The sequence below is a fragment of the Micrococcus sp. KBS0714 genome (assembly GCF_002008305.4).
In the GTDB taxonomy this organism is placed as follows: domain Bacteria; phylum Actinomycetota; class Actinomycetes; order Actinomycetales; family Micrococcaceae; genus Micrococcus; species Micrococcus luteus.
On the sequence record NZ_CP042169.1, the window covers coordinates 1,189,999 to 1,214,511 of the forward strand.

Annotated in this window: 17 protein-coding genes and 1 pseudogene; 13 read left to right on the forward strand and 5 right to left on the reverse strand. The window is 72.8% G+C overall.

Annotated features, from left to right (window positions below; genetic code table 11):
• Window positions 1-96: 96 nt before the first annotated feature.
• Together B1A86_RS05505 and B1A86_RS05510 are read right to left on the reverse strand one after the other, a co-directional pair.
• Window positions 97-1,314: a methyltransferase gene (locus tag B1A86_RS05505; RefSeq protein ID WP_246836850.1), complete on the reverse strand. Its 1,218-nt coding sequence runs from the start codon at window positions 1,312-1,314 to the stop codon at window positions 97-99.
• Window positions 1,307-2,008: a YigZ family protein gene (locus B1A86_RS05510; RefSeq protein ID WP_078025547.1), complete on the reverse strand. Its 702-nt coding sequence runs from the start codon at window positions 2,006-2,008 to the stop codon at window positions 1,307-1,309. Before B1A86_RS05510 ends, B1A86_RS05505 begins: the two co-directional genes overlap by 8 nt.
• A 154-nt stretch (window positions 2,009-2,162) precedes the next feature.
• Here B1A86_RS05510 and coaE (B1A86_RS05515) point away from each other — a divergent pair, with 154 nt between their 5' ends.
• From coaE (B1A86_RS05515) to B1A86_RS05545, 7 genes and pseudogenes are all read left to right on the forward strand, one after another.
• Window positions 2,163-4,532, forward strand: coding sequence for a dephospho-CoA kinase (gene coaE / locus B1A86_RS05515; RefSeq protein ID WP_041102705.1), 2,370 nt, complete (start codon window positions 2,163-2,165; stop codon window positions 4,530-4,532).
• On the forward strand, window positions 4,529-5,176 hold the full coding sequence (coaE, locus tag B1A86_RS05520; protein WP_036315330.1) for a dephospho-CoA kinase: 648 nt from the start codon (window positions 4,529-4,531) through the stop codon (window positions 5,174-5,176). Before coaE (B1A86_RS05515) ends, coaE (B1A86_RS05520) begins: the two co-directional genes overlap by 4 nt.
• 37 nt (window positions 5,177-5,213) lie before the next feature.
• Window positions 5,214-7,343, forward strand: a complete 2,130-nt coding sequence (gene uvrB / locus B1A86_RS05525) for an excinuclease ABC subunit UvrB (RefSeq protein WP_036315328.1) — start codon at window positions 5,214-5,216, stop codon at window positions 7,341-7,343.
• Between the two features lie 77 nt (window positions 7,344-7,420).
• Window positions 7,421-8,059 carry a SatD family protein gene (locus tag B1A86_RS05530; RefSeq protein ID WP_036315325.1) on the forward strand — a complete coding sequence of 213 codons (639 nt, stop codon included), beginning with the start codon at window positions 7,421-7,423 and terminating at the stop codon, window positions 8,057-8,059.
• On the forward strand, window positions 8,056-8,820 hold the full coding sequence (locus B1A86_RS05535; RefSeq protein WP_036315322.1) for a hypothetical protein: 765 nt from the start codon (window positions 8,056-8,058) through the stop codon (window positions 8,818-8,820). The genes B1A86_RS05530 and B1A86_RS05535 overlap by 4 nt, the downstream gene beginning before the upstream one ends.
• A gap of 49 nt (window positions 8,821-8,869) precedes the next feature.
• Window positions 8,870-9,709: pseudogene (locus B1A86_RS05540) on the forward strand (TerC/Alx family metal homeostasis membrane protein); the annotation flags it as partial.
• 16 nt (window positions 9,710-9,725) lie between these two features.
• On the forward strand, window positions 9,726-10,985 hold the full coding sequence (locus B1A86_RS05545; protein ID WP_049147868.1) for a TerC family protein: 1,260 nt from the start codon (window positions 9,726-9,728) through the stop codon (window positions 10,983-10,985).
• Window positions 10,986-11,037: 52 nt separating this feature from the next.
• Here B1A86_RS05545 and B1A86_RS05550 read toward each other — a convergent pair whose 3' ends face one another.
• Together B1A86_RS05550 and B1A86_RS05555 are read right to left on the reverse strand one after the other, a co-directional pair.
• Window positions 11,038-12,504 (reverse strand): alpha/beta fold hydrolase, encoded by a 1,467-nt coding sequence (locus B1A86_RS05550; RefSeq protein WP_063189259.1) that lies wholly within the window; start codon window positions 12,502-12,504, stop codon window positions 11,038-11,040.
• A 32-nt stretch (window positions 12,505-12,536) separates the two neighbouring features.
• The gene (locus B1A86_RS05555; RefSeq protein ID WP_041102711.1) at window positions 12,537-15,170 is read right to left on the reverse strand and encodes an RNA helicase; all 2,634 of its coding nucleotides are present in this window, start codon (window positions 15,168-15,170) and stop codon (window positions 12,537-12,539) included.
• A 42-nt stretch (window positions 15,171-15,212) separates the two neighbouring features.
• Here B1A86_RS05555 and B1A86_RS05560 point away from each other — a divergent pair, with 42 nt between their 5' ends.
• The gene (locus B1A86_RS05560; protein ID WP_036382741.1) at window positions 15,213-16,136 is read left to right on the forward strand and encodes a methyltransferase domain-containing protein; all 924 of its coding nucleotides are present in this window, start codon (window positions 15,213-15,215) and stop codon (window positions 16,134-16,136) included.
• Between the two features lie 30 nt (window positions 16,137-16,166).
• Here the strand turns inward: B1A86_RS05560 and B1A86_RS05565 are convergent, their stop codons facing one another.
• On the reverse strand, window positions 16,167-16,847 hold the full coding sequence (locus tag B1A86_RS05565) for an MBL fold metallo-hydrolase (RefSeq protein ID WP_063189256.1): 681 nt from the start codon (window positions 16,845-16,847) through the stop codon (window positions 16,167-16,169).
• 114 nt (window positions 16,848-16,961) lie between these two features.
• Between B1A86_RS05565 and uvrA the strand changes: the two genes are divergently transcribed.
• Genes uvrA through yvcK form a run of 5 tightly spaced genes read left to right on the forward strand, consistent with a single transcriptional unit; the run spans window position 16,962 to window position 24,512 of the window.
• Entirely contained in the window at window positions 16,962-19,946 is a 2,985-nt protein-coding gene (gene uvrA, locus B1A86_RS05570) for an excinuclease ABC subunit UvrA (protein ID WP_069941292.1), read from the forward strand.
• A 40-nt stretch (window positions 19,947-19,986) separates the two neighbouring features.
• Window positions 19,987-20,658: a 1-acyl-sn-glycerol-3-phosphate acyltransferase gene (locus B1A86_RS05575; protein WP_078025546.1), complete on the forward strand. Its 672-nt coding sequence runs from the start codon at window positions 19,987-19,989 to the stop codon at window positions 20,656-20,658.
• Window positions 20,651-22,576: an excinuclease ABC subunit UvrC gene (gene uvrC / locus B1A86_RS05580; RefSeq protein ID WP_170720384.1), complete on the forward strand. Its 1,926-nt coding sequence runs from the start codon at window positions 20,651-20,653 to the stop codon at window positions 22,574-22,576. Before B1A86_RS05575 ends, uvrC begins: the two co-directional genes overlap by 8 nt.
• Complete coding sequence (rapZ, locus tag B1A86_RS05585; protein WP_036315303.1) at window positions 22,573-23,469, forward strand: RNase adapter RapZ; 897 nt, start codon at window positions 22,573-22,575, stop codon at window positions 23,467-23,469. The genes uvrC and rapZ overlap by 4 nt, the downstream gene beginning before the upstream one ends.
• Entirely contained in the window at window positions 23,466-24,512 is a 1,047-nt protein-coding gene (yvcK, locus tag B1A86_RS05590; RefSeq protein ID WP_069941294.1) for a uridine diphosphate-N-acetylglucosamine-binding protein YvcK, read from the forward strand. The genes rapZ and yvcK overlap by 4 nt, the downstream gene beginning before the upstream one ends.
• The last annotated feature ends 1 nt before the right edge of the window (window position 24,513 follow it).

The window sequence follows — 24,513 nt, forward strand, 5'->3', positions numbered from 1 at the left end:
GCACCCGACGCCCCGTCCCTCCCTCCGGAGGGGCGGGGCGTCGTCGCGTCCCGGGGGGCTGGCCGTGGGGGAGCGGACGGGACCCGACGGCCGCGCTCAGCGGCGCTCGGAGACCGTCACGGTGAACGTGCGGTCGCGCGCCGTCTGCCGGGTCGGCCCGACGAGGTCCTCCAGCACCGGCCGGTACCGCAGGTGCGAGTTCCAGACGCACCACAGCCGGCCGCCCGGCTCCAGCACCCGCGCCGCGGCCGCCACCAGCCGGTGGGCCACGGAGGGGTCCACGGCGTTGCCGTCGTGGAACGGGGGATTCAGGAGCACGCACTCCTCCGTCCCGTCCGGCCACGTGGCCAGGGCGTCGTCGCGCACGGCCCGGACGCGGTCCGCCACGCGGTTCGCGCGGGCCGTGGCCAGCGTCGAGGCCACCGCCACGGCGGACTGGTCGGTGGCCAGCACGGTGACGTGCGGCCACAGCCGCGCCGCCCCGACCGAGAGCAGCCCGTTGCCGCAGCCCAGGTCCACGAGGCGCCCGGGCGGGCGCGGGTCGTCGGCGAGCGAGGCGAGCAGCAGACGGGAGCCCGGGTCGGCGGCGGCACCACCGAAGGCGCCGGCGTGGGCCACCAGATGCAGGCTCCCCACGCCGGGGACGTCGCGGTCGGCCTCCTCCGGTGGCCGGGGGGTCACGCCGGGACGCGGGCCCCGGGCCGTGAGCACGCGCGCCTTGCGGCGGCCCCGTCCGGCGACGACGTCCTCGAAGGCCGCGCCGAGCACCGCGTTCATGCGCGGGCTCATGTGCTTGTCGCGGCCGCCGGCCAGCAGGACCACGCCGGGGTCGGCCGCGGCTGCGACGATCCGGGACAGCCGGTCGAGCTCGTCGAGCGAGCGGGGCAGCGGCAGCAGGACCGTCCGGGCTCCCCGGGCCGCGTCCTCGGGCGTGGCCGTTCGCTCGAGCTCGCCCGCCTCCCCGCCGAGGCGACCGGCGGCGCGCCACGCGGCGAGGTTCGCGTCCAGCGAGCGCTCGGCGGAGGCGTCGTCCTGGTGGATCCGCACGTCGTGGCCGGCCGTGAGCAGGGGCAGGGTCAGCGCGCCGTGCCGGTCCTCCAGGACGGCCACCGGGCCGGGGACGTGCCCGCTCGCGATCCACCCGGCCAGGGTGTCGAGCAGGAGCAGGTCCGCCGCGTCGTGGGCCTGGCGGTCGGGCTCGGGCGGCAGCGGCCACCGATCCAGCGCCGCGAAGTCCACGCCCGCGGTGAGGTCGTCCGGCAGCCCGCCGTGGGCGACATCGGGGGTGACCCCCCGGGGCAGCGGCTCACTCATGGTCCACCCAGTCCTCTCCGATCCGTTCCGCACGCCCCGCGCCAGCCGTGACGTCCGCGAGCCGCGCCGCGAACGCCGCGCGGGCCTCCTCGGTGTCCGGCACGCCGACCGTCAGGCGGACCCCCGCGGCGCCGTAGCTCGCCTCCAGCACGGACACGCCCGCCGCGCGCAGCTCGTTCTCCCACCGGCCGGCGTCGGTGTGGGGCGCCTCCACCGCGAGCAGGGCCAGCCGGGAGCGGGTGCGCAGCGGGGCGGCGTCGAGTGCCCCGGACACCGAGTCCGAGTAGGCGCGCACCAGGCCCCCGGCGCCCAGCTTGATCCCCCCGAACCAGCGCACGACGACGGCGCACACGTCCGTCAGGTCGGTCCGGCCCGGCGCGGTCTCGCGCTGGAGGACGGCCTCGAGCATGGGGACGCCGGCCGTGCCGGCGGGCTCGCCGTCGTCGCTGGAGCGCATCCGGTCCCGGGCGGGGCCGAGGACGAACGCGCTGCACACGTGCCGCGCGTCGTGGTGCCGGCGCCGCAGGACGGCGACCATCTCGCGCGCCTGCGCCTCGTCCTCGAGGCGCCCGAGGTAGGTGAGGAAGCGGCTGCGGCGGATCTCCACCTCCCGTTCCAGCCAGCCGTCGGGGTCGCGGGCGGACGCCGGCAGGACCGTGCAGCGCGCGGTCGGGGCGGGGGCGGGATCGGGCATGACCCCACCCTAGGGGCTGGCCGAGGACGGGCACGCCGTCGAGCCCCGACGTGAGCTTCGGTACAGTGGAAGACCGTGCCACCCGGCACCGGCCCACCGGTGAGCGAGCACGCGTGCCGCCGCGGGCCTCCCATGACCCTGTCCCGGGAGACTCATGACTTCCCCGCTCACTCGCCTGCACGACACGTTGGGGCTCCGCACGAGTCCGGCGATCTTCTTCGGCTCGGCCGCCGCGGTCGTGCTCTTCACCGCCGCGATGGGCCTGTTCCCTGGCCCGGTCCAGGCGGCCTTCGGCGTGGTCTCGAGCTGGCTGCGCTACGACGTCGGCTGGATCTACACCCTCAGCCTGACCCTGCTGGTGGCGTTCCTGTTCATCCTCGCCGTGACCCGGTACGGCCGGGTCAAGCTCGGCGACGACGACGCGGTGCCGGAGTACTCCGGCCTGACCTGGTTCGGCATGATGTTCGCCGCCGGCGTCGGCGCGGTGCTGATGTTCTGGGGCATCGCGGAGCCGATGAACCACTACGCCAACCCGCCCATGGCGGGGACGGAGCCGTTCTCCGACCGCGCGGCCTCGGAGGCCATGGCGATCGCGAACTTCCACTTCGGCATCCACATGTGGGCGATCCTGCTCGTCCCGGGCCTGTGCTTCGGCTACTTCACGTACAAGCGCAAGCTGCCCCCGCGCGTGTCCTCCGCCTTCCAGCCCCTCCTCGGCGATCGCATCCACGGCCCCATCGGCAAGACGATCGACATCATCGCCGTGGTCTCCACCGTGTTCGGCCTCGGCGTGTCCGTGGGCCTGGGCGCCCTGCAGATCAACGCGGGCATGAACTACGTGCTGGGCACCCCCGTGGCCGGCTGGGTCCAGGCGCTCATCCTGGCCGTCGTCACCGCCGTGGGCACGGCCTCCGTGCTGGTCGGCATGGACAAGGGCGTCAAGCGGCTGTCCTACGCCAACATCCTGCTGGCGATCGCCCTGCTCGTGTACGTCCTGATGTGGGCCGTCTCCAGCATGGACGTCATCCGCGGCACCGTGCAGGCGATCGGCGAGTACGCCTCCATGCTGCCCGTGCTCTCCACCTACAACGACACGTACAACTCGGGCCAGTGGTCCGGTGACTGGACCGTTTTCTACTGGGCCTGGACCGTGACGTGGGCGCCCTTCGTGGGGATGTTCTTCGCCCGCATCTCACGCGGCCGCACCATCCGCTCCTTCATCATGGCCGGCCTCGGCCTGCCCACGGCGTTCGTCATCATCTGGATGGGCATCTACGGCTACTCCGCGTTCCAGTCGGACCGCGCCACCGCGCCGGCGCCGGGCCAGGGCGGTGACCTCACGCAGACGATCGTCACCGACGGCAACGTCCAGGCCGCCCTGTTCCAGCACCTGCAGGGCACGCCGCTCTACACGGTGGCCGCGGTCGTGGCGCTCGTGGTCATCACGCTGTTCTTCATCACCTCGATCGACTCGGGCGCGCTCGTGATGGACGCGATGGCCAATGGCCACGAGGATGCCGCGCCCCGCCGCCAGTCCGTGTTCTGGGCCGTGTCCATCGGCGCGGTCTGCGCGGCCATCATCCTCACCGCGGGCGAGAACGGCCTGGCGGCGCTGCAGGAGGTCATCATCGTGATCGGCCTGCCCATCCTGCTCATCACCGTCACGCAGGCCGCACTGCTGCTGCAGGCCCTGCGCGAGGACGCGGGTGCCGCGCGGCCCATGCGGACCCGCCAGTGGAAGCAGGTGCTGCCGGTCGAGGAGTACCGCCGCCGCGCCACCGAGGACGGCGTGGACGTCTCGGACTTCGTGATCCGCCCCGAGTTCGAGGTCGGCACCGAGCCGGAGAACGACACGCACACCCCGAAGACGTGGCACCAGCAGCGCATCGACGCGGCCAAGGCCCTCGTCACCGTCGGCCTGACCGGCGGCATCGCCGCGGGCCGCACCGAGGTCGGCGCGGAGCTCGAGCGGCTGGGCGCCGTCGTCGTGGAGTTCGACGACCTGATGGGGGAGATCCTCGTGCCCGGCAACCCCGTGCTCGAGGAGCTCCGCTCGGTCTTCGGCGAGGACATCGTCCGCGCGGACGGCACCCTGGACGCGCGCACCCTCAACCGGCTCACCACCGAGAGCTCGACCGCCCGGACGCGCATGTACGAGATCGTCTCCCCGGCGGTGCGCGACGAGGCGAACCGCCGGGCCCGCGAGATCGGCGAGGACTCCGTGCTGGTGGTCGACCTGGCCCTGCTGGCCGAGACCGGCTCCGGACAGGACTTCGACCAGGTGCTGGCCGTCTCCGCTCCCGCCGAGGTGCGCGTCGCCCGGCTCATGGAGTCCCACGACATGACCCGCGAGCGGGCCTGGGCCTTCATCGACGAGGAGGCGGCGGACGAGGAGCGGGCCGAGATCGCGGACACCGTGATCGAGAACGACGGCTCGCTCGAGGACCTGCAGGAGGCCGTCCGGGCATACTGGGAGGCCAAGATCCAGCCTCAGCTCGAGGCCGCCCGAGGAGAGCGCGTATGACCGAGACCGACCCGGTGGCCGAACGGCCGCGCGTCCATGTGGGCCTGACCGGCGGGATCGCCGCCGGCAAGTCCGCGGTGGCCCGTGTCCTGCAGGAGCGTGGCGCGCTCCTGGTGGACTCGGACGCCCTCGCCCGGCTGGTCCTCGAGAAGGGCACCGACGGGCTGGCCGCCGTCCAGGACGAGTTCGGGGACCGCGTCATCACCGCGGACGGTGAGCTCGACCGCGTCGAGATGGCCCGCATCGTCTTCGGGGACGAGGGCGCCCGACAGCGCCTGAACCGCATCGTGCACCCCCGGATCCGGGCTGCGGCCCGGCGCATCGTCGCCGAGGCCGGGCCGGACGCCGTCGTGGTCCAGGACGTGCCGCTGCTGGTGGAGACCGGGCAGGCGGACGCGTTCGACCTCGTGATCGTGGTGGAGGCCCCGCTCGAGGAGCGCCTGCGCCGGATGGTGGAGGACCGCGGCATGAGCCGCGCGGACGCCGAGGCGCGGATCGCGGCCCAGGCCACGGACGAGCAGCGGCGCGCCGTCGCGGACGTGGTCATCGTCAACGACGCCGACCTCGAGCGGCTCGCGTCCGTGGCGAACCAGGTGTGGGACCGGTTCCTCGCCCCCGGCGCGGCTGAGCCCTCGGCGGACTGACCGCCGGGGTGTCCGGGGCGCGACGTAGGGTTCTGCCATGAGCCTGGCCCAGAAGATCAACCGCGTCGTCGCCCCGTTCGAGGTCATCTCCCCCTACCAGCCCTCCGGTGACCAGCCGAAGGCCATCGCCGAGCTCGCCGAGCGCGTGGAGGCGGGGGAGAAGGACGTCGTCCTGATGGGCGCCACCGGCACGGGCAAGTCGGCGACGACGGCGTGGCTCGTCGAGCGCCTCCAGCGGCCCACGCTGGTGATGGTGCAGAACAAGACGCTCGCGGCGCAGCTGGCCAACGAGTTCCGGGAGCTGCTGCCCAACAACGCGGTCGAGTACTTCGTCTCCTACTACGACTACTACCAGCCCGAGGCGTACGTCCCGCAGACGGACACCTTCATCGAGAAGGACTCCTCCATCAACGAGGAGGTCGAGCGGCTGCGCCACTCGGCCACGAACGCGCTGCTGACCCGGCGGGACGTGATCGTGGTGGCCACCGTCTCCTGCATCTACGGCCTCGGCACGCCCGAGGAGTACATCGAGCAGATGGTCACCCTGCGCCGCGGTGCGGAGATGGACCGGGACGTGCTCCTGCGGCGGTTCGTGCAGATGCAGTACGTGCGCAACGACGTCGACTTCCACCGCGGCACCTTCCGGGTGCGGGGGGACACCGTGGAGATCATCCCCATGTACGAGGAGCTCGCGGTGCGCATCGAGTTCTTCGGGGACGAGATCGAGTCCATCCAGACCCTGCACCCGCTCACCGGCCAGGTGGTGCGCGAGGAGGAGGAGATGTACATCTTCCCGGCCTCGCACTACGTGGCCGGCGACGAGCGCATGGGCCGGGCGATCACCACCATCGAGGACGAGCTGCGGGAGCGGCTGCAGGAGCTGGAGTCCCAGGACAGGCTCCTCGAGGCGCAGCGGCTGCGCATGCGCACCACGTACGACCTCGAGATGATGCAGCAGATGGGCTACTGCAACGGCATCGAGAACTACTCGCGCCACATCGACGGCCGTCCCGCCGGCTCCGCCCCGCACTGCCTGCTGGACTACTTCCCGGACGACTTCCTGCTCGTGGTGGACGAGTCCCACGTGACCATCCCGCAGATCGGCGCGATGTACGAGGGGGACATGTCCCGCAAGCGCACCCTCGTGGAGCACGGCTTCCGCCTGCCCTCGGCCATGGACAACCGCCCGCTGAAGTGGGATGAGTTCCTCGAACGGATCGGGCAGACCGTGTACCTCTCCGCGACGCCGGGCGCCTACGAGCTCGGCCAGGCGGACGGCTACGTCGAGCAGATCATCCGGCCCACCGGGCTGGTGGACCCGCAGGTGGTGGTCAAGCCGACCGAGGGCCAGATCGACGACCTGCTCGAGCAGATCCGGGTGCGCACGGCCAAGGACGAGCGCGTCCTGGTGACCACGCTGACCAAGCGCATGGCCGAGGACCTCACGGACTACCTGCTCGAGGCGGGGGTGAAGGTCGAGTACCTCCACTCGGATGTGGACACGCTGCGCCGCGTGGAGCTGCTGCGGGAGCTGCGCAAGGGCACCTTCGACGTGCTGGTGGGCATCAACCTGCTGCGCGAGGGCCTGGACCTGCCCGAGGTCTCGCTCGTGGCGATCCTGGACGCGGACAAGGAGGGCTTCCTGCGCTCCACCACCTCCCTCATCCAGACCATCGGCCGCGCCGCCCGCAACGTCTCCGGCGAGGTCCACATGTACGCCGACAACGTCACGGACTCCATGCGGCGGGCGATCGACGAGACCGAGCGGCGCCGGGCCGTGCAGATCGCGTACAACGAGGAGCACGGGATCGACCCCCAGCCGCTGCGCAAGCGCATCGCGGACATCACGGACCAGCTGGCCCGGGAGGACGCGGACACCGCCGACTTCCTCAAGGGCATGGGGGGCGTGAAGTCCGGGTTCGACTTCGGCATGGGCCACCGCGGCCTCAGCTCACTGGACCGGGCCCCGGCCACGGGGGAGGGTGCCGAGGCCCCGGCGGTGGACCCGGCGTCGCTGCCCGCCAAGGACCTGGCCGATCTGATCGAGCAGATGTCGCAGCAGATGCACCAGGCGGCGGCGGACCTGCAGTTCGAGCTCGCGGCCCGCCTGCGCGATGAGGTCGGCGAGCTCAAGAAGGAGCTGCGGCAGATGAAGCGGGAGCAGTGACCGCCCGGCGCGTTCCGCGCCCCGGGGTGTTATGAAAACACTGATGAATATCTTCATATCAGTGATAGTGTGACGCCATGAGCGCAGCACCCCCGGTCGCGGCCGTGATCGCGGACATCGTCGGCTCCCGCGCCCTCCCGGACCGGGACCGCGCGCAGGAGCAGATCCTGGCCGCCTTCGCGGCCGCGGAACAGGACGTCCCGCCGCTGCGTCCCGCCTGGGCCAGCGTCGGCGACGAGTTCCAGGCGCTGCACCGCACCTGGCCGGACGCGCTCCGGCTGACCGTCCGCGTCACGCTCGCCCTGCCCCCGGGCCTGGACCTGCGCTTCGGGATCGGCCTGGGGCAGCGGCGGGCCCTGGACGCCGGCGGAGACGGCATCGAGGACGGACCGGCCTGGTATCGGGCCCGCGAGGCCGTCGAGCGCGCGCATGAGCGGGCTGTCGGAGCCGCGACCGCCTTCCGCGCCGCGGACCCGTCCCTCACCGCCGCCGTGGACGGGCTCGTCCTGCTGCGCGACCATGTCCTCGGCCGGCTCAAGGCCCGCGAACGCCGAATCGCCGCCGCCCTGCTGGGCGGGGCGACCCAGGCGGAGGCGGCACGGGCGGAGCGGATCACGCAGTCCGCGGTGTCACAGGCCGTCGCGCGGTCCGGGATCGACCGGCTGCTCGAGCTGGACGCCGAGCTCGCCGCCGCGGCGACGGAGGTCGCGCCATGACCGCCCTCGCCCTGCTCGCGCTGGGGCTGCACGACCTGCTCGACGCCGTCCTGCCCGGCGCCTGGCCCACCCCCCGGCGGCGGTGGCTGGCCCGGGCCGGCGCGGCGGTGGCCGCCGTCCTCGCCGCGGTGCTGGTGGCCGTCCTGGCGCCGACCGGCATCTCCGTCGCGGTGGGCGGCGGCCTGGTGGCCCTCGGCCTGCTGATGGGCTGGACGTGGCTGCACCCGGACCGGCCGCTCGGGGTGGTCGCGGTGGCGGCCGCGGTCGGCCTGGTGGCCGTGCTCGAGTCGACCCTGGCGCCCGCGGGTCTGCGCTCCGCGCCCCCGGCACTCACGCTGCTGGCGGTGACGGTGGCGCTGACCGAGACCGGCAACCGGGTCACCCGCGCGGTCCTCGCCCTGGCGGGCCGGTCCGCCGACGGGGGCGACGAGGAGGCGGAGGACCCCGCGGCGGAGCCCACGACCGTGCCGTCCGCCGCGCCCACGGACCCCGCGGCCGACGGCCTGCGCGGCGGTCGCTACATCGGGCCCATGGAGCGACTGCTCATGGTCGTCCTGGGGCTCGCGCAGGCCTATCCGGTGATCGCGGCCCTGATGGCGGCCAAGGGCATCGTGCGCTTCCCGGAGATCTCGGCGGACCGCGGAGCCGGCTCGCGCGCGGAGGAGTTCCTCATCGGCTCCCTCGCCAGCTGGGGCCTGGCCGCCGCCGGCGCCGTCGTCGTCTGGCTCGCCCTCGGCTTGACCGCCCCCGGCGCAGCCTGAGACCGGGCCCACCCGCATCCGCGCGCGGGACCGCACCCGTCTAGACTGGCGCGGCCCCCACGAGCCCTCCATGAAGGAGGCCGGCCTGTGGATCGGGTTCTACGTGGCGCTGGCGCTGGTCTTCGCGGGGCTGCTCTTCGCCCTGGGCGATGCGCAGCACGGCACCGAGTTCCTCGCCGGCTGGGTCACCGAGTACAGCCTCAGCGTGGACAACCTGTTCGTGTTCCTCATCATCATGGCCAAGTTCCAGGTGCCCCGCCGCTACCAGCAGGAGGTGCTGATGGTGGGCATCATCATCGCGCTGATCGCCCGCGCGGTGTTCATCGCGGTCGGCGCCGTCGCCATCGAGCACCTGACGTGGGAGTTCTACATCTTCGGCGCCTTCCTGCTCTGGACCGCCTGGCAGCAGCTCAAGGACGACGGCGGGGACGAGGAGTCCGAGCCGGGCGTCGTGGCCCGCCTGACCCGCCGCCTCAACGTGGCGCCGGACTACGACGGCAACCGACTGCGCACCACCGTGGACGGCCGGCGCATGTTCACCCCCATGGTGGTCGTGTTCATCACGATCGGCCTGACGGACGTGATGTTCGCGGTGGACTCCATCCCGGCGATCTTCGGCCTCACCCAGAACTGGTTCATCGTCCTGACCGCCAATATCTTCGCCCTCATGGGCCTGCGCCAGCGGGCCCGACGACGCCCCGCTCCGCCCGCCGCGGGTCGGGGCGTCGTCGTGCGACCGGGTAGACTGACCGGCGACGTAGGGGAGTATCCCGAACACTGTGGACGTCAGCACGCCGCGGCCGCCGAGAGCGCGCCGCCGGCCGGACACAGGGGCCCGGGCCGCGGCCGCGGCGGGCGGAGAGACTTGCGGCACCGTCCTGACCCCTGACGCCGAGAGGTGACCCGTGGAAATCAACGGCCTGACCTGGGGCCTGACGATCGCGCTGATCGTCGGGCTCCTCGCGTTCGACTACTTCGCCCATGTCCGCAAGGCGCACACGCCGTCGATCCGGGAGGCCGCGATCTGGTCCGGCGTCTACGTCGGCCTCGCGCTCGTCTTCGGCCTCGTGTTCTTCGCCTTCGGCGACACCCAGCACGCGGTCGAGTACTACACCGGCTACCTGCTGGAGAAGGCGCTCAGCGTCGACAACCTGTTCGTCTTCCTGGTCATCATGGCCAGCTTTCGGGTGCCGCGCGAGTACCAGCAGAAGGTGCTGCTGTTCGGCATCACGTTCGCGCTGATCTCGCGCACCCTGTTCATCCTGCTGGGCGCCGCCGTCATCGCCGCGTGGTCGGACGTGTTCTACCTCTTCGGCCTGTTCCTGCTGATCATCGCCGGCGGCCAGCTCAAGGGCGAGATGTCCGGCGACGCCGAGGGCGCCCAGGACGAGGCGGACAACGTGATGGTCCGCCTCGTCAAGCGGTTCCTGCCCGCCTCCGAGCAGTTCGACGGCGACCGCCTCTTCACGACGGTGGACGGCAAGCGCCTCATGACGCCGATGCTCCTCGTGATGATCGCGATCGGCGCCACGGACATCCTCTTCGCCTTCGACTCCATCCCCGCGATCTTCGGCGTGACCCAGGAGGCGTACATCGTCTTCACCGCCACGGCGTTCTCGCTCATGGGCCTGCGCCAGCTGTACTTCCTGATCGACGGCCTGCTCGACCGCCTCGTCTACCTGGCCTACGGGCTCTCCGCGCTGCTGGCGTTCATCGGCGTGAAGCTGATCCTGCACGCCCTGCACGAGAACAACCTGCCGTTCATCAACGGCGGCGAGAACGTGCCCGTCGTCGAGATCCCCACGACGCTGTCCCTCGTGGTCGTCGTCGTGATCCTGGCGATCACCGTGGCGATCTCCCTGGCCTCGCCGAAGGGCCAGGCCCTGCGGGCGCTGCAGAACGCCGAGAAGTACTCGTACCGGTACTCGAAGCTGCCCGAGGACGCCGACCCGGCCGAGCGCGAGCGCGCCGCCGCCCTGATGGATCGCTGGACGGCCCGGGCCGAGGCCGTGGACCAGCGCTGGCGCGACCAGCTGCTCGAGCACAAGGACGCGTGGTCGGCCATCATCCGCACGGCCCACGAGACCCGGCTCGCCGATCCCCGTGACGACGACGCGCGCGGGGTCTCCGAGCAGATCGTGCGGCAGGACGGGCCCACCGTCTGAGCCGATCACGGCGCCGGGGAGCCCTCCGCCGGCGCCCGGGCCCCCGGGCCGGTCAGTCGACCGGGTCGGGGGCCGTCGTCGTCCCGGCGCCGTCCGGCGCGGTCATCGCCAGGAGCCGCTCGAGGATCGCCGGTCCGTCGTCGGCGATGCCGTCGTGGTGGAAGGCGTCGGTCTCCCACACCTGCAGGCCGCGGACGCGCCGCGCCGTCTCGAGCGAGAGGTCCCGGTCCACGTACACGTCGTCGGCGTAGACCGCGGCGGCCACGGGGACGGTGTTCTGCGCCAGGGCAGCCACGTCGTAGAGCGGGCCCCACTGCGTGCGCTCGGCGAGCAGCCGCGCCGTGCCGGCCAGGGGCCGCAGCCGGGGGTCGACCTCGACGGACCAGGGCATGACGTGTTCGCCCGTGGGCAGCGGGACCGTGGTCGCCTCCGGGTCGAAGTCCGGGTGCTCGGCGAGCATCCGGGACGCCGACCAGCCGGTGTCCGCCCGGCCGCCGGCCAGGTCCGCCGGCTGCGCGTAGATCGCCTCGTGCAGCACGGTGTAGAGCGGGTTGACGAGGCGGTCGTCCTGGTCGGCGACGGCGGCCAGGAACGTCTCGGACAGGCGCGGCGCGGGTCCGGTGCGGTCCACGGCCTCGGCGAGGACCCAGTGCAGGCGGTCCACGCGGGTGTTGCCGCCCAGCAGCATGCCCAGACCCTGGGCCCGTCCCACGGTGAGCGGCCCGCCGCCGGGCAGGGGGATCGGGGCGCCCGCGGCCTCGGCGGCGCGGATCAGCCCCACGGCCTCCGACCACGCGTCGCGGTCGGCCGGGTGCCGGTCGAAGAACTCCTCGGTGCGGGCGCGCATCCGGGCGTAGGTGGCCCGGTAGACCCGGTCGGCGTGGCCGGTGAGCGGGGCGAGGCCGCCGGTCACCAGGCTGCGCTGCAGGCCCTCCGGGTGGAAGGAGAGATAGCTCAGCGTGCAGAACCCGCCGAAGCTCTGGCCCAGTGTGGTCCACGGCCCGGCGCCGAGGGCGAGGCGCAGCATCTCGGCGTCCCGCACGATCGAGGGCGCCCGCAGGTGCACCAGGTGCTCGGCGCGCGCCTCGTCCGTGGCGAAGGCGCCCGGGGCGGTCAGGGTCGCCACAGTGGCCGGGGTCGAACGCCCCGTGCCGCGCTGGTCCAGCAGCAGCACGCGGTGGCTCTCGGCCAGCGCGCCGAGCCAGCCGCTCAGGCGCGCCGGGCGGGGCCCGGCACTGCCGGGGCCACCCTGGAGGTACAGGGCCCAGGGGCGCTCGCCCTCGGGGTCGTCCTTCGCCCGGATCTCGCGGGCGAAGACGGTCAGCGTGCCGCGCCCGTGCGGCCCGACGCCGGTGCCCGCCGCGTCCTGCGCCTCGGCCTCGGCGAGGCCCAGCGCGTGGTCGATCGGCACCGAGAACCAGTGGTCCACCGTGACGGTGCCGTCGTAGAGCTCGGTGCGCTCGCCCACGCGGTGGCGGGCCGGCTCGAGGGGAGCGAAGCCGCGCGGGTCGCCCGCCACGGGCCGTCCTGCCGCCCGAGCGTCCCCGGCGCTCACAGGCCCCACCCGGACTCGGGCGCGCCCACGGAGACCACCCGGATCACGGGATGGCCCGCCTCGTCGGAGGCGTCCAGGTCGACCACGGCGTTGATCCCGTGGTCCAGGTCCCCGTCCGGGTCCTTCAGGACCTGCCGCACCGCCCACCAGCGCGGGCCGGCCAGCTCCAGCGGGGCGGCGACGTCGGGGGCCGCGGCCACGCGGAACAGCTCGGGGCCGCGCGCGGCGGGGCCGTCGTCGATGTCCTCGTGGTCGTCGAAGTAGGCGTCGAGGGCGTCGGCCCAGTCGTCGGCGGACAGCTCGCCGGACAGGCGCGCGAGCGCCTCGTCCCGCTCGTCGCCGAACAGGCGCACCCGCTGGAACATCGCGTTGCGGACCATCACCCGGAACACGGGCTCGTTGTCCGTCAGGCGAGGCGGGGCCGGCGGCTCGAGCGCCTCCATGTCCCGGCGCAGCTCGTCGATGTCCCCGGCCACCAGGTCCTCCCACTCCTCCAGGAGGGACGAGTCGGTCTGCTTCACCATCTCGTCGAGCCAGTCCAGCAGCACCTGGAGCTCCTCGGTGCGGGCCGCCTCGGGGACGGTGTGGCGCAGTGCCTTGACCGCGTCCGTGAGGTAGCGCAGCAGCACGCCCTCGGACCGGGCGATCCCGTAGAACCGCACGTAGTCGCCGAAGCCCATGGCCCGCTCGAACATGTCGCGCACCACGGACTTGGGGGTCAGCTCGAACTCCGCGAGCCACGGGGCGTCCTGCCGGTAGAGCTCGAACTGCTGCTCGAGGAGCTCGGCCAGCGGCCGCGGGTGGGTGATCTCGTCGAGGGCCCGCATGCGGTCGTTGTAGTCCATGCCCTCGGCCTTCATGGCGGCCACGGCCTCGCCCTTGGCGTGCTTGACCTGGGCGGAGAGCACCTGGCGCGGCGGGTCGAGGGTCGCCTCGATCACGGAGACCACGTCGAGCGCGTGGTCGGGATCGGCCGGGTCCAGCAGGTCGAGCGCGGCGAGGGCGAAGGGGGAGAGCGGCTGGTTGAGCGCGAAGTCCGGCTGCAGGTCCACCGTGAGGTCCACGGTGCGGCCCTCGGCGTCCGGTTCGGGCAGACGCTCGACGACGCCCGTGGCCAGCAGCTCCCGGAAGATCCCGAGCGCGCGGCGCATGAGCACCGCCTGGCGGGCCGGGGTCTCGTGGGTGCCGCGCAGCAGGCGCCGGACCGCGATGACCGGGTCGCCGGGCCGGTCGAGGATGTTCAGCAGCATGGAGTGCGTGATCCGCATGCGGGAGACCAGCGGCTCCGGCTCGGCGGAGACGAGGCGCTCGAACGTCGCCGGCCCCCACGAGACGAAGCCGGCCGGCGGGGTCTTGCGCTTGCCGGACTTCACGGACTGCTTCATGCGCTTGGCCCGCTCGGCCTCGTCCTTGACGTTCGCGAACTTCGCCGCGGCCTTGCGCTCGGCCGCCTTGTTCTCGATCACGTGCTCGGGTGCCTGGACCACCACGGTGCCGGAGGTGTCGAAGCCGGCCCGGCCCGCCCGGCCGGCGATCTGGTGGAACTCGCGGGCCTGGAGCAGGCGGGTCTTCTCGCCGTCGAACTTGGAGAGCGCGGTGAGCAGCACGGTGCGGATCGGCACGTTGATCCCGACGCCCAGCGTGTCCGTGCCGCAGATGACCTTGAGCAGCCCGTCCTGGGCCAGCTTCTCCACGAGGCGGCGGTACTTGGGCAGCATGCCCGCGTGGTGCACGCCGATGCCCGCCCGGACGAGGCGGTTCAGGGTGTGCCCGAAGCCCGCGGAGAAGCGGAAGCCGGCGATCCGCGCGGCGATCGCCTCCTTCTCCTCCCTGGACGTCACCGAGATCGAGGACAGACCCTGGGCCGTCTCCACGGCGTCCAGCTGCGAGAAGTGCACGATGTACACCGGTGCCTGGTGGGTGCTCACGAACTCCTCGACCTTCTCCTGCAGCGGCACCTCGGACCACTCGAACGTCAGCGGGATGGGGCGCTCCGCGTGGGCGACGACGGCGACCTCGCGCCCGGTGCGCTCGGTCAGGTCCGCCTCGAGGCGGGTCGTGTCGCCGAGGGTGGCCGACATCAGCAGGAACCGGGCCTGCGGCAGCTCGAGGAGGGGCACCTGCCAGGCCCAGCCGCGGGAGGGGTCCGCGTAGTAGTGGAACTCGTCCATCACCACGGTGCCGATCTCCATGCCCGAGCCCTCGCGCAGCGCGCGGTTGGCGAGGATCTCGGCCGTGCAGCAGATGATCGGCGCGTCACCGTTGACGGTGGAGTCACCCGTGACCATGCCCACGTTCTCCGCGCCGAACACGTCTACCAGCGCGAAGAACTTCTCCGAGACGAGCGCCTTGATCGGCGCCGTGTAGTAGGAGACGGCGTCGTGGGCGAGCGCGTCGGCGTGCGCGGCCAGCGCCACCAGGGACTTGCCGGAGCCGGTGGGCGTCGCCAGGATCACGTGCCGGCCCTGGACCAGCTCGAGGGCGGCCTCCTCCTGGGCGGGGTAGAGCGAGATCCCGCGGTCCTCGGTCCAGGCCGCGAAGGCCCCGAAGACGTCGTCGGCGTCCGGGGCCGGCGGGAGCGCGTCGATGCGGTCGGTCAGCGAGGGCGGGTTCGTGGCGGCAGAAGTCATCGCCCCCAGGGTATCGGCCGCTCCGCGCGATACGGTGCCGCCATGAGTCAGATCGCGCCCGAGAGCCCGCACCCGGACACCGACGCCGTCGTGGGGGACGTGACCGGCCGACAGGGCGGGGGGTTCACCTGGGATCCCGCGCAGTACGAGGGCTTCGCCGAACACCGCGCCCGCCCCTTCCACGACCTGGTGGGGCGCGTGCGCGCCGAGGCCCCGCGCGTCGTGGTGGACCTGGGCTGCGGCCCGGGGACCCTGACCCGGACGCTGGCCGAGCGCTGGCCGGACGCCGAGGTGATCGGTCTGGACGACTCGCCCGCCATGCTGGAGCGGGCCCGGGAGCAGGCGGCCCGCACGGGCGCCCCCGCCAACCTGCGCTTCGAGGCGGTCGACGCCTCGCAGTGGCGCCCGTCGGGGGCGACGGACGTCGTGGTGTCCAACGCGATGCTCCAGTGGATCCCGACGCACCGTCGCCTGATCCGGCGCTGGCTCGGGGACCTCACGCCGGGGGCGTGGTTCGCGGCGCAGATCCCGCGGCCCTACGAGCAGCCCTCCCACGCGGCGATCGTGGCGCTGGCGGAGGACCCGGCCTTCTCCGAGCCGCTGCACGGGGTGGCGACGACCCGCACCGTGGCGCCGCCCGAGGAGTACACGCGGCTATTCCTCGAGGCGGGGTGGTCCCCGGTCGTCTGGGAGACGGAGTACCAGCAGGTGCTGACGGGCGAGGACCCGGTGTTCCGGTGGACCTCCGGCGCGGCCCTGCGACCGAGCCTGCAGGCCCTGGCCCGCTGGGACGCCGAGGAGGGCGCCGCCGAGGGCGCCGGGCTGCTCGAGGCGTTCGTGGACCGGTACCGCGCCGCCATGCGCGAGGCGTACCCGCCGGTGCCCGGTGTCACGGCCGACGACGGCGGCCCGGTCACGATCTTCCCGGCCCGGCGCCTGTTCATGGCGGGGCAGAAGCCGGCCTGACGCTGGGCCCGGGACCGCCCGGGCGCACCGTCACCAGCTGCGCTCGGCCCACTCCGGCAGGTGGGGGCGCTCGGCGCCCAGGGTCGTGGAGGCGCCGTGGCCGGGGTGGACCACCACGTCGTCGTCGAACGCGTCGAAGATCCGATCGCTCACGTCCGTGAACAGCTGACGGAACCGGCCGTCGTCGCCCTCGGTGTTGCCCACCCCGCCCGGGAAGAGGGAGTCGCCGGTGAAGAGCACGGCCGGCTCGTCCGCCTCGGGGCGGCACACCAGCGCGATGGACCCGGGCGTGTGGCCGCGCAGGGCCACCACCTCGAGCCGGAGCCCGTCCGCCCCCACGGTGTCCCCGTGGCGCAGGCGCACGTCGGGGGCGACCCCCGTGGCCTCGGCGATCGCGTCGGCGTCGTCCTCGCCGGCCGCCGTGCGGGCCCCGGTCAGGGAGGCCAGCGCCGGCAACGCGCGCACGTGGTCCCAGTGTCGATGCGTGGTGACGATCATCTCGAGGCGCGGCTCGCACGGGGTGTCGTCCGCGGCCGAGGCGATGAGGTCGCGGATGGCCTCGGCCTCGGCGGCGGCGTCGATCAGCACCTGCGCCCCCGTGGTCTTGGAGGTGAGCAGGTACACGTTGTTGTCCATCTCCGACACGGAGCAGGTGCGCACCGTGACGGCGGGCAGATCGTGCAGGAGGCGGTTCCGGGCGGTCTCGGGCATGCGCAACAGTGTACGGACGGGGCGGTGAGGCGCCAGGGCGGGCCCGGCCCGCGGTGGGTTCGCCCACAGGCGAGACCCCGGTGTCGTGTCCGTGCCCGCCCCTATGCTGGCCGCGTGCCCAAGAACTCCTCCACCACCGTCTCCTCCGCCGTCGAGGCCCACCCCGGCGGCCTCGCCTCCGGCTCCGGCGGCGCGCGCTCGGGCGAGCGGGACCGCATCGTCGTCCAGGGCGCCCGCGAGCACAACCTGAAGGACGTCGACGTCAGCTTCCCGCGGGACGCCATGGTCGTGTTCACGGGTCTGTCCGGCTCGGGCAAGTCCTCCCTGGCCTTCGACACGATCTTCGCCGAGGGCCAGCGACGCTACGTCGAGTCTCTCTCCTCCTACGCCCGCATGTTCCTGGGCCGGGTGGACAAGCCGGACGTCGACTTCATCGAGGGCCTGTCCCCGGCCGTGTCCATCGACCAGAAGTCCACCAACCGCAACCCGCGCTCCACGGTGGGGACCATCACCGAGATCTACGACTACATGCGCCTGCTCTGGGCGCGCGTCGGGGTGCCGCACTGCCCGCAGTGCGGCGAGCCGGTGAGCCGGCAGACCCCGCAGCAGATCGTGGACCAGCTCGAGGAGCTGCCCGAGCGCACCCGCTTCCAGGTGCTCGCGCCCGTGGTCCGCGGCCGCAAGGGCGAGTTCGTGGACCTGTTCAAGGACCTGTCCACGCAGGGCTTCGCCCGCGCCGTCGTGGACGGGGAGACCGTCCAGCTCTCGGACCCGCCCGTGCTGAAGAAGCAGGTCAAGCACACCATCGCCGTGGTCGTGGACCGCCTCGCCATGAAGGAGGGCATCCGCCAGCGCCTCACCGACTCGGTGGAGACCGCCCTGAAGCTGGCGGACGGCCTCGTCGTGGCCGAGTTCGTGGACGTGGAGCCGGTCGCCGAGAAGGGCAGGAAGAACACCGCGGAGTTCGGCGGGCGGGACGCCGAGGGCAACCCCCGGTACCGCTCGTTCTCCGAGAAGCTCTCCTGCCCCAACGGGCACGAGCAGACCGTGGACGAGATCGAGCCGCGCTCGTTCTCCTTCAACAACCCGTTCGGCGCGTGCCCCGAGTGCACCGGCATCGGCTCCCGCCTGCAGGTGGACCCGGACCTCGTCGTCGCCAACGACGAGCTGTCCCTGCGCGAGGGCGCCGTCGTGCCGTGGTCGCTCGGCAAGTCCACCTCGGACTACTGGCTGCGCGTGCTCGGCGGGCTGGGCAAGGAGATGGGCTTCTCCCTGGACACCCCGTGGAAGGACCTGACGGAGGCGGAGCGCGACGCCGTCCTGCACGGCAAGGACTTCAAGGTGGAGGTGACGTTCCGCAACCGGTTCGGCCGCGAGCGCCGCTACACCACGGGCTTCGAGGGCGTCATCCCCTACGTGATGCGCAAGCACGGGGAGACCGAGTCGGACGGCGCCCGCGAGCGCTACGAGTCGTTCATGCGGGAGATCCCGTGCCCGGCGTGCCACGGGGCTCGCCTCAACCCCACGGTCCTGAACGTGCTCGTGGGCGGCCTGTCCATCGCGGACGCCACCCGCCTGCCCATGCGGGAGGCCATGGAGTTCTTCTCGGGGCTGCGGCTGACGGACCGCGAGCGGCAGATCGCGGACCAGGTGCTCAAGGAGATCCTGGCCCGGCTGGCGTTCCTGCTGGACGTCGGCCTCGAGTACCTCAACCTGGAGCGGCCGGCCGGCACCCTCTCTGGAGGCGAGGCCCAGCGCATCCGCCTGGCCACGCAGATCGGTTCCGGGCTGGTCGGCGTCCTCTACGTGCTCGACGAGCCGTCCATCGGCCTGCACCAGCGGGACAACCGCCGCCTCATCGAGACCCTCCTGCGCCTGCGGGACCTCGGCAACACCCTCATCGTCGTCGAGCACGACGAGGACACGATCGCCGAGGCGGACTGGATCGTGGACATCGGTCCTCGCGCGGGCGAGCACGGCGGCGAGGTCGTGCACTCGGGCTCCCTGGCGGATCTCAAGGCGAACACGCGGTCCGTCACCGGCGACTACCTCTCCGGGCGCCGCTCCATCGCGGTGCCGGAGCGGCGTCGCGTCCCGGAGAAGGGGCGCGTGCTGACGGTCCGCGGCGCCCAGGAGAACAACCTGAAGGACGTCTCGGTGGAGGTCCCGCTCGGGGTCCTCACGGCCGTGACGGGCGTGTCCGGCTCGGGCAAGTCCACGCTGATCAACGAGATCCTCTACAAGGTCCTGGCCAACCGGCTCAACGGCGCCAAGCTCGTGCCCGGCCGGCACCGGTCCGTGGAGGGGCTCGAGCACCTGGACAAGGTGGTCCACGTGGACCAGAGCCCCATCGGGCGCACGCCGCGCTCCAACCCCGCCACCTACACGGGCGTGTTCGACGCGATCCGCAAGCTCTTCGCGGAGACCCCCGAGGCGAAGGTCCGGGGCTACCAGCAGGGCCGGTTCTCCTTCAACATCAAGGGCGGGCGCTGCGAGGCGTGCGCGGGGGACGGCACGCTGAAGATCGAGATGAACTTCCTGCCGGACGTCTACGTGCCGTGCGAGGTGTGCCACGGGGCCCGGTACAACCGGGAGACGCTCGAGGTCACCTACAAGGGCAAGAACATCGCCGAGGTCCTCGACATGCCGATCGAGGAGGCCGCGGACTTCTTCAGCGCGTACACCCGCATCTCGCGGTACCTGGACACGCTCGTCGACGTCGGTCTGGGCTACGTCCGCCTGGGCCAGCCCGCCACCACGCTCTCGGGCGGCGAGGCCCAGCGCGTGAAGCTGGCGGCCGAGCTCCAGAAGCGCTCCAACGGCCGCACCATCTACGTGCTGGACGAGCCGACCACGGGGCTGCACTTCGACGACATCCGCAAGCTCCTGCACGTGCTCCAGTCCCTCGTGGACAAGGGCAACACGGTGCTCACCATCGAGCACAACCTCGACGTCATCAAGAGTGCCGACCACGTGATCGACCTCGGCCCCGAGGGCGGCTCCGGGGGCGGCACGATCGTGGCCGCGGGCACGCCGGAGGAGGTCGCACACGTCGCGGAGAGCCACACGGGCCGGTTCCTCGCGGAACTGCTCGCGTAGCATGGACCCCGCCCACGCAGGACGCGGACGAAGGAGAGCCATGGCGACGTCGGAGCCCGTGCGCAGGAGCGCCGCCGCGCTCCTGCGGCTCACCTGCCGCCCCGAGGTCGTCGGCATGGAGCACGTCCCTGCGCGGGGCCCCTTCGTCATGGCCTCCAACCACCTGTCCTTCGTCGACTCGGTGATCCTCCAGGCCCTCGCCCCCCGCCCGGTCCACTTCTTCGCCAAGGAGGAGTACTTCACGGGCACGGGCCTGCGGGGCCGCGTCCGGCGGCGGTTCTTCGAGTCCGTGGGCTCCGTCCCCGTCCGCCGGGGCGAGCAGGCCGCCTCCGTGGCCGCGCTCGAGTCCCTCGTGGGCCTGCTCGAGTCCGGCCAGGGCGTCGGCATCTACCCGGAGGGCACCCGCAGCCGCGACGGCCGCCTCTACCGCGGCCGCACCGGTGCGGCCTGGCTGGCCCTGGCCACGGGCGCACGCGTGGTGCCCGTGGGCCTCGTCGGCACGCAGCACCTCCAGCCGCCGGACACGAACGGCTTCCGTCCCCACCGGTTCTCCGTGCGCGTGGGCGCGCCCCTGGACTTCGGCCACCCCGGGCGTCGACACACCCTGCCGCAGCGCCGCGACGCGACGGCGGCGATCATGGACGCCATCGGCGCGCTCTCGGGGCAGGAGCGCGTGGACGCCTACAACGCCGCCCCGGGTGCCCGTGGCTGATCCGGCCTCCTACCGCCCGGCTCCGGGCGAGATCTCCACGTCGCCCGGCGTCTACCGCTTCCGCGACGCGGACGGACGCGTCGTCTACGTCGGCAAGGCGAAGAACCTGCGCGCCCGCCTGAGCTCCTATTTCCAGGACCCCGCCCGGCTGGCCACCAAGACCCGGACCATGGTGTTCACGGCGGCCGCGGTCGAGTGGACCGTCGTCGGCTCCGAGCTGGAGGCGCTCCAGCTCGAGTACACGTGGATCAAGGAGTACCGCCCCCGGTTCAACATCATGTACCGGGACGACAAGTCGTACCCGTACCTGGCCGTGACCATGAACGAGCAGTTCCCGCGCGTCCAGGTGATGCGCGGCGACCGGAAGCCCGGCGTGAAGTACTTCGGCCCGTTCCACCCGGCCAAGGCGATCCGCGAGACCGTGGACCTGATGCTGCGCGTCTTCCCGGTCCGCACGTGCTCGGCCGGCGTGTTCAAGCGGGCCCGCGCCCAGGACCGGCCGTGCCTGCTCGGCTACATCGGCAAGTGCTCGGCGCCCTGCGTGGGCCGGATCAGCCCGGCGGACCATCGCGCGCTGGCCCAGGACTTCTGCGACTTCATGGCCGGGGACGCGAACCGGTTCATCCGCGAGCTGGAGAAGGCCATGGCCCGTGCCGTCGAGGAGCTGCGCTACGAGGACGCGGCCCGGCTGCGGGACGACATCGCCGCGCTGCGCCGCGTGTTCGAGCGCAACGCCGTGGTGCTGCCGGAGAACACGGAGGCGGACATCTTCGCCCTGCACGCGGACGAGCTGGAGGTCGCGGTGCAGGTGTTCCACGTCCGGCAGGGACGCATCCGCGGCCAGCGCGGCTGGGTCATGGAGCGCGTGGAGGACGTCGCCGAGCCGGAGATGGTCGCGCACCTGCTCCAGCAGGTCTACGGCGACCTCGAGGGGCCGGAGCGCATCCCGCACGAGATCCTCGTCCCGGTCGAGCCCGACGACGCCGCACAGCTCACCGAGTGGCTCTCGGGCCTGCGCGGGTCCCGGGTCGCCGTGCGCGTGCCCCGGCGGGGCTCGAAGGCGGACCTCATGGAGACCGTCCGGGAGAACGCGGAGATGGCCCTCAAGCTGCACAAGTCGCGGCGGTCCGGGGACCTCACCACCCGCTCCGCCGCCCTGCGGGAGCTGCAGGAGGCCCTGGAGATCACCGAGCCCCTGCTGCGCATCGAGTGCTACGACATCTCCCACTCCCAGGGCACCAACGTGGTCGGCTCGATGGTCGTCATGGAGGACGGGCTGCCGAAGAAGAAGGACTACCGCCGCTTCAACGTCACGGGGGAGGCCGCCCGGGACGACACGGCGTCCCTGCGCGACGTCCTGCGGCGCCGCTTCGCCCGCCTGGCCAAGGAGCGCGCGGAGGGCGCCCCGCTCTCCGGTCAGGTCGAGGCGGACGATCAGGAGGCGGGGCGCCGCTTCGCGTACCCGCCCTCGCTCGTGGTGGTCGACGGCGGCCCGCCACAGGTGGCCGCGGCCGCGGCGGTCCTCGAGGAGCTGGGCCTGGACGACCTGCCCGTGGTCGGGCTGGCCAAGCGGCTCGAGGAGGTGTGGCTGCCGGGCGACGAGTTCCCGGTGGTCCTGCCGCGCACCTCGGAGGGCCTGTACCTGCTCCAGCGCATCCGTGACGAGTCGCACCGGTTCGCGATCGCGGGCCACCGCAGCCGGCGGTCCAAGGCGATGACCGTCTCCGCCCTGGACGGGATCCCGGGTCTGGGCCCGGCCAAGCGCACCGCGCTGCTGAACCACTTCGGCTCCGTCGCCGAGATCCGGGCCGCCGGCGTGGACCGGCTGACCGAGGTCGCCGGCATCGGGCCGCGGCTGGCCGAGGCCGTCCACACGGCGCTCACGGCCGACACGCCCGCGGATACAGTGGAGTCATGACCGAGGAGACCCTCCAGCCGGAGAAGCCGCCGACATCCGAGGTGCTCGTGATCGCCGGGATGTCCGGCGCCGGACGGACCACCGCCGCGCACGCGCTCGAGGACCACGGCTGGGACGTGGTGGAGAACATGCCGCCGGCCCTGTTCGGCACGCTGGCCGAGCTCATCGCCCGCTCGCCGGAGGCGTTCCCGCGCCTGGCGATCGTGGTGGACGTGCGCTCGCGCTCCTACTTCGAGGAGCTGTACGCCGCCCTGCAGCACCTGGCCAACAGCGGAGTGGAGTATCGCACCGTGTTCCTCGATGCGGAGGACCACGTCCTCCTGCAACGCTTCGAGGCCGGCCGCCGCCCCCACCCGATGCAGGGCAACGCCCGGCTGCTGGACGGCATCCGCGCGGAGCGGGACGTCGTCGAGCCGCTCAAGGCGCGTGCCGACGTCGTGGTGGACACCACCGAGCTGAACGTGCACGGCCTGGCCACGGAGATCACCGAGCTGTTCTCGGAGTCCGGCCCCGTCACGCTGCGCCTGACCATCATGAGCTTCGGGTTCAAGTACGGCGTCCCGGCGGACGCGAACTTCGTGGCGGACATGCGCTTCATCCCCAACCCCCACTGGGTGCCGGCGCTGCGTCCGCACACGGGCACGGAGGCCGCGGTCGCGGACTACGTGCTCTCCCGCCCCGGTGTCGAGGACTTCCTGCGCACGTACGTCGCCATGCTGGGGCCGGTGTTCGAGGGCTACCGGCGGGAGAACAAGCACTACGCCACGCTCGCCATCGGCTGCACGGGCGGCAAGCACCGCTCCGTGGCCGTCGCCGAGGAGCTGGCCCGGCGCCTGGCCCAGGTGCCCCACGTCACGGTGCACGTCCAGCACCGGGACATGGGGCGCGAATGACGTCCCCGCTCACCGGCCAACTGCCCCTGCCGCCCGGGATGGGTTCGGAAGGGCGCGGGGTGGGCGCCGGCATGTCCCGCCCCACGGCCCGCGTCACCGCCCTCGGCGGCGGCCACGGCCTCTCCGCGTCCCTCGCGGCCCTGCGGCACGTGGCCGGGCACCTCACGGCCATCGTCACGGTGGCGGACGACGGTGGCTCCTCCGGCACCATCCGCCGGGAGATGGCGGTGCTGCCGCCTGGCGACCTCCGCATGGCGCTGGCCGCCCTGTGCGACGACACCGACTGGGGTCGGACCTGGGCCCACGTCATGCAGCACCGCTTCCACTCCACCGAGGTGCCCGCCGACCAGGCCACCCTGGACAACCACGCGCTCGGGAACCTCCTGATCGTCGCCCTCTGGGAGCTGCTGGGCGACCCGGTGGACGGGCTGCGCTGGGCCGGCGCCCTGCTGCGGGCGCACGGTGAGGTCCTGCCGGTCTCGCGGGTGCCGCTGACCATCGGCGGGGACGTGCTCAGCGCCGGCCCGGACGGCCGCCTGCGCACCCGATGCGTGGAGGGCCAGGTGGCCCTCGCGGTCGCCGCGTTCGAGGGGCGCGTCACCGACGTCCGCCTGAGCCCGTCCGACGCCCCCGCCACCCCGGAGGCGCTCTCGGCGATCGAGATGGCCGACTGGGTGGTGCTCGGACCCGGCTCGCTGTACACGTCGGTGCTGCCGCACCTGCTGATGCCGGACGTGCGCGCGGCCCTCGCCGCCACCACCGCCCGGCGCCTCATGGTGCTGAACCTGCGCACGGGAGACCAGGAGACCACCGGCCTCACCCACGCCGACCACCTCAAGGTGCTGCGCTCCTATGCGCCGGACCTCCGGCTGGACGTGGTGATCGCCGACGTGGACGCGGTCACCGACCGGGCGGCGGTGGAGGCCGAGGCGGCCCGGATGGGCGCGCGCGTGGCGTTCAGTAGAGTGAGCAGTGCCCAGGATCCCCAGGTCCACGACCCGCTGCGCCTGGCCGTCTCGATCGGCGAGGCGATGACCCACTGAC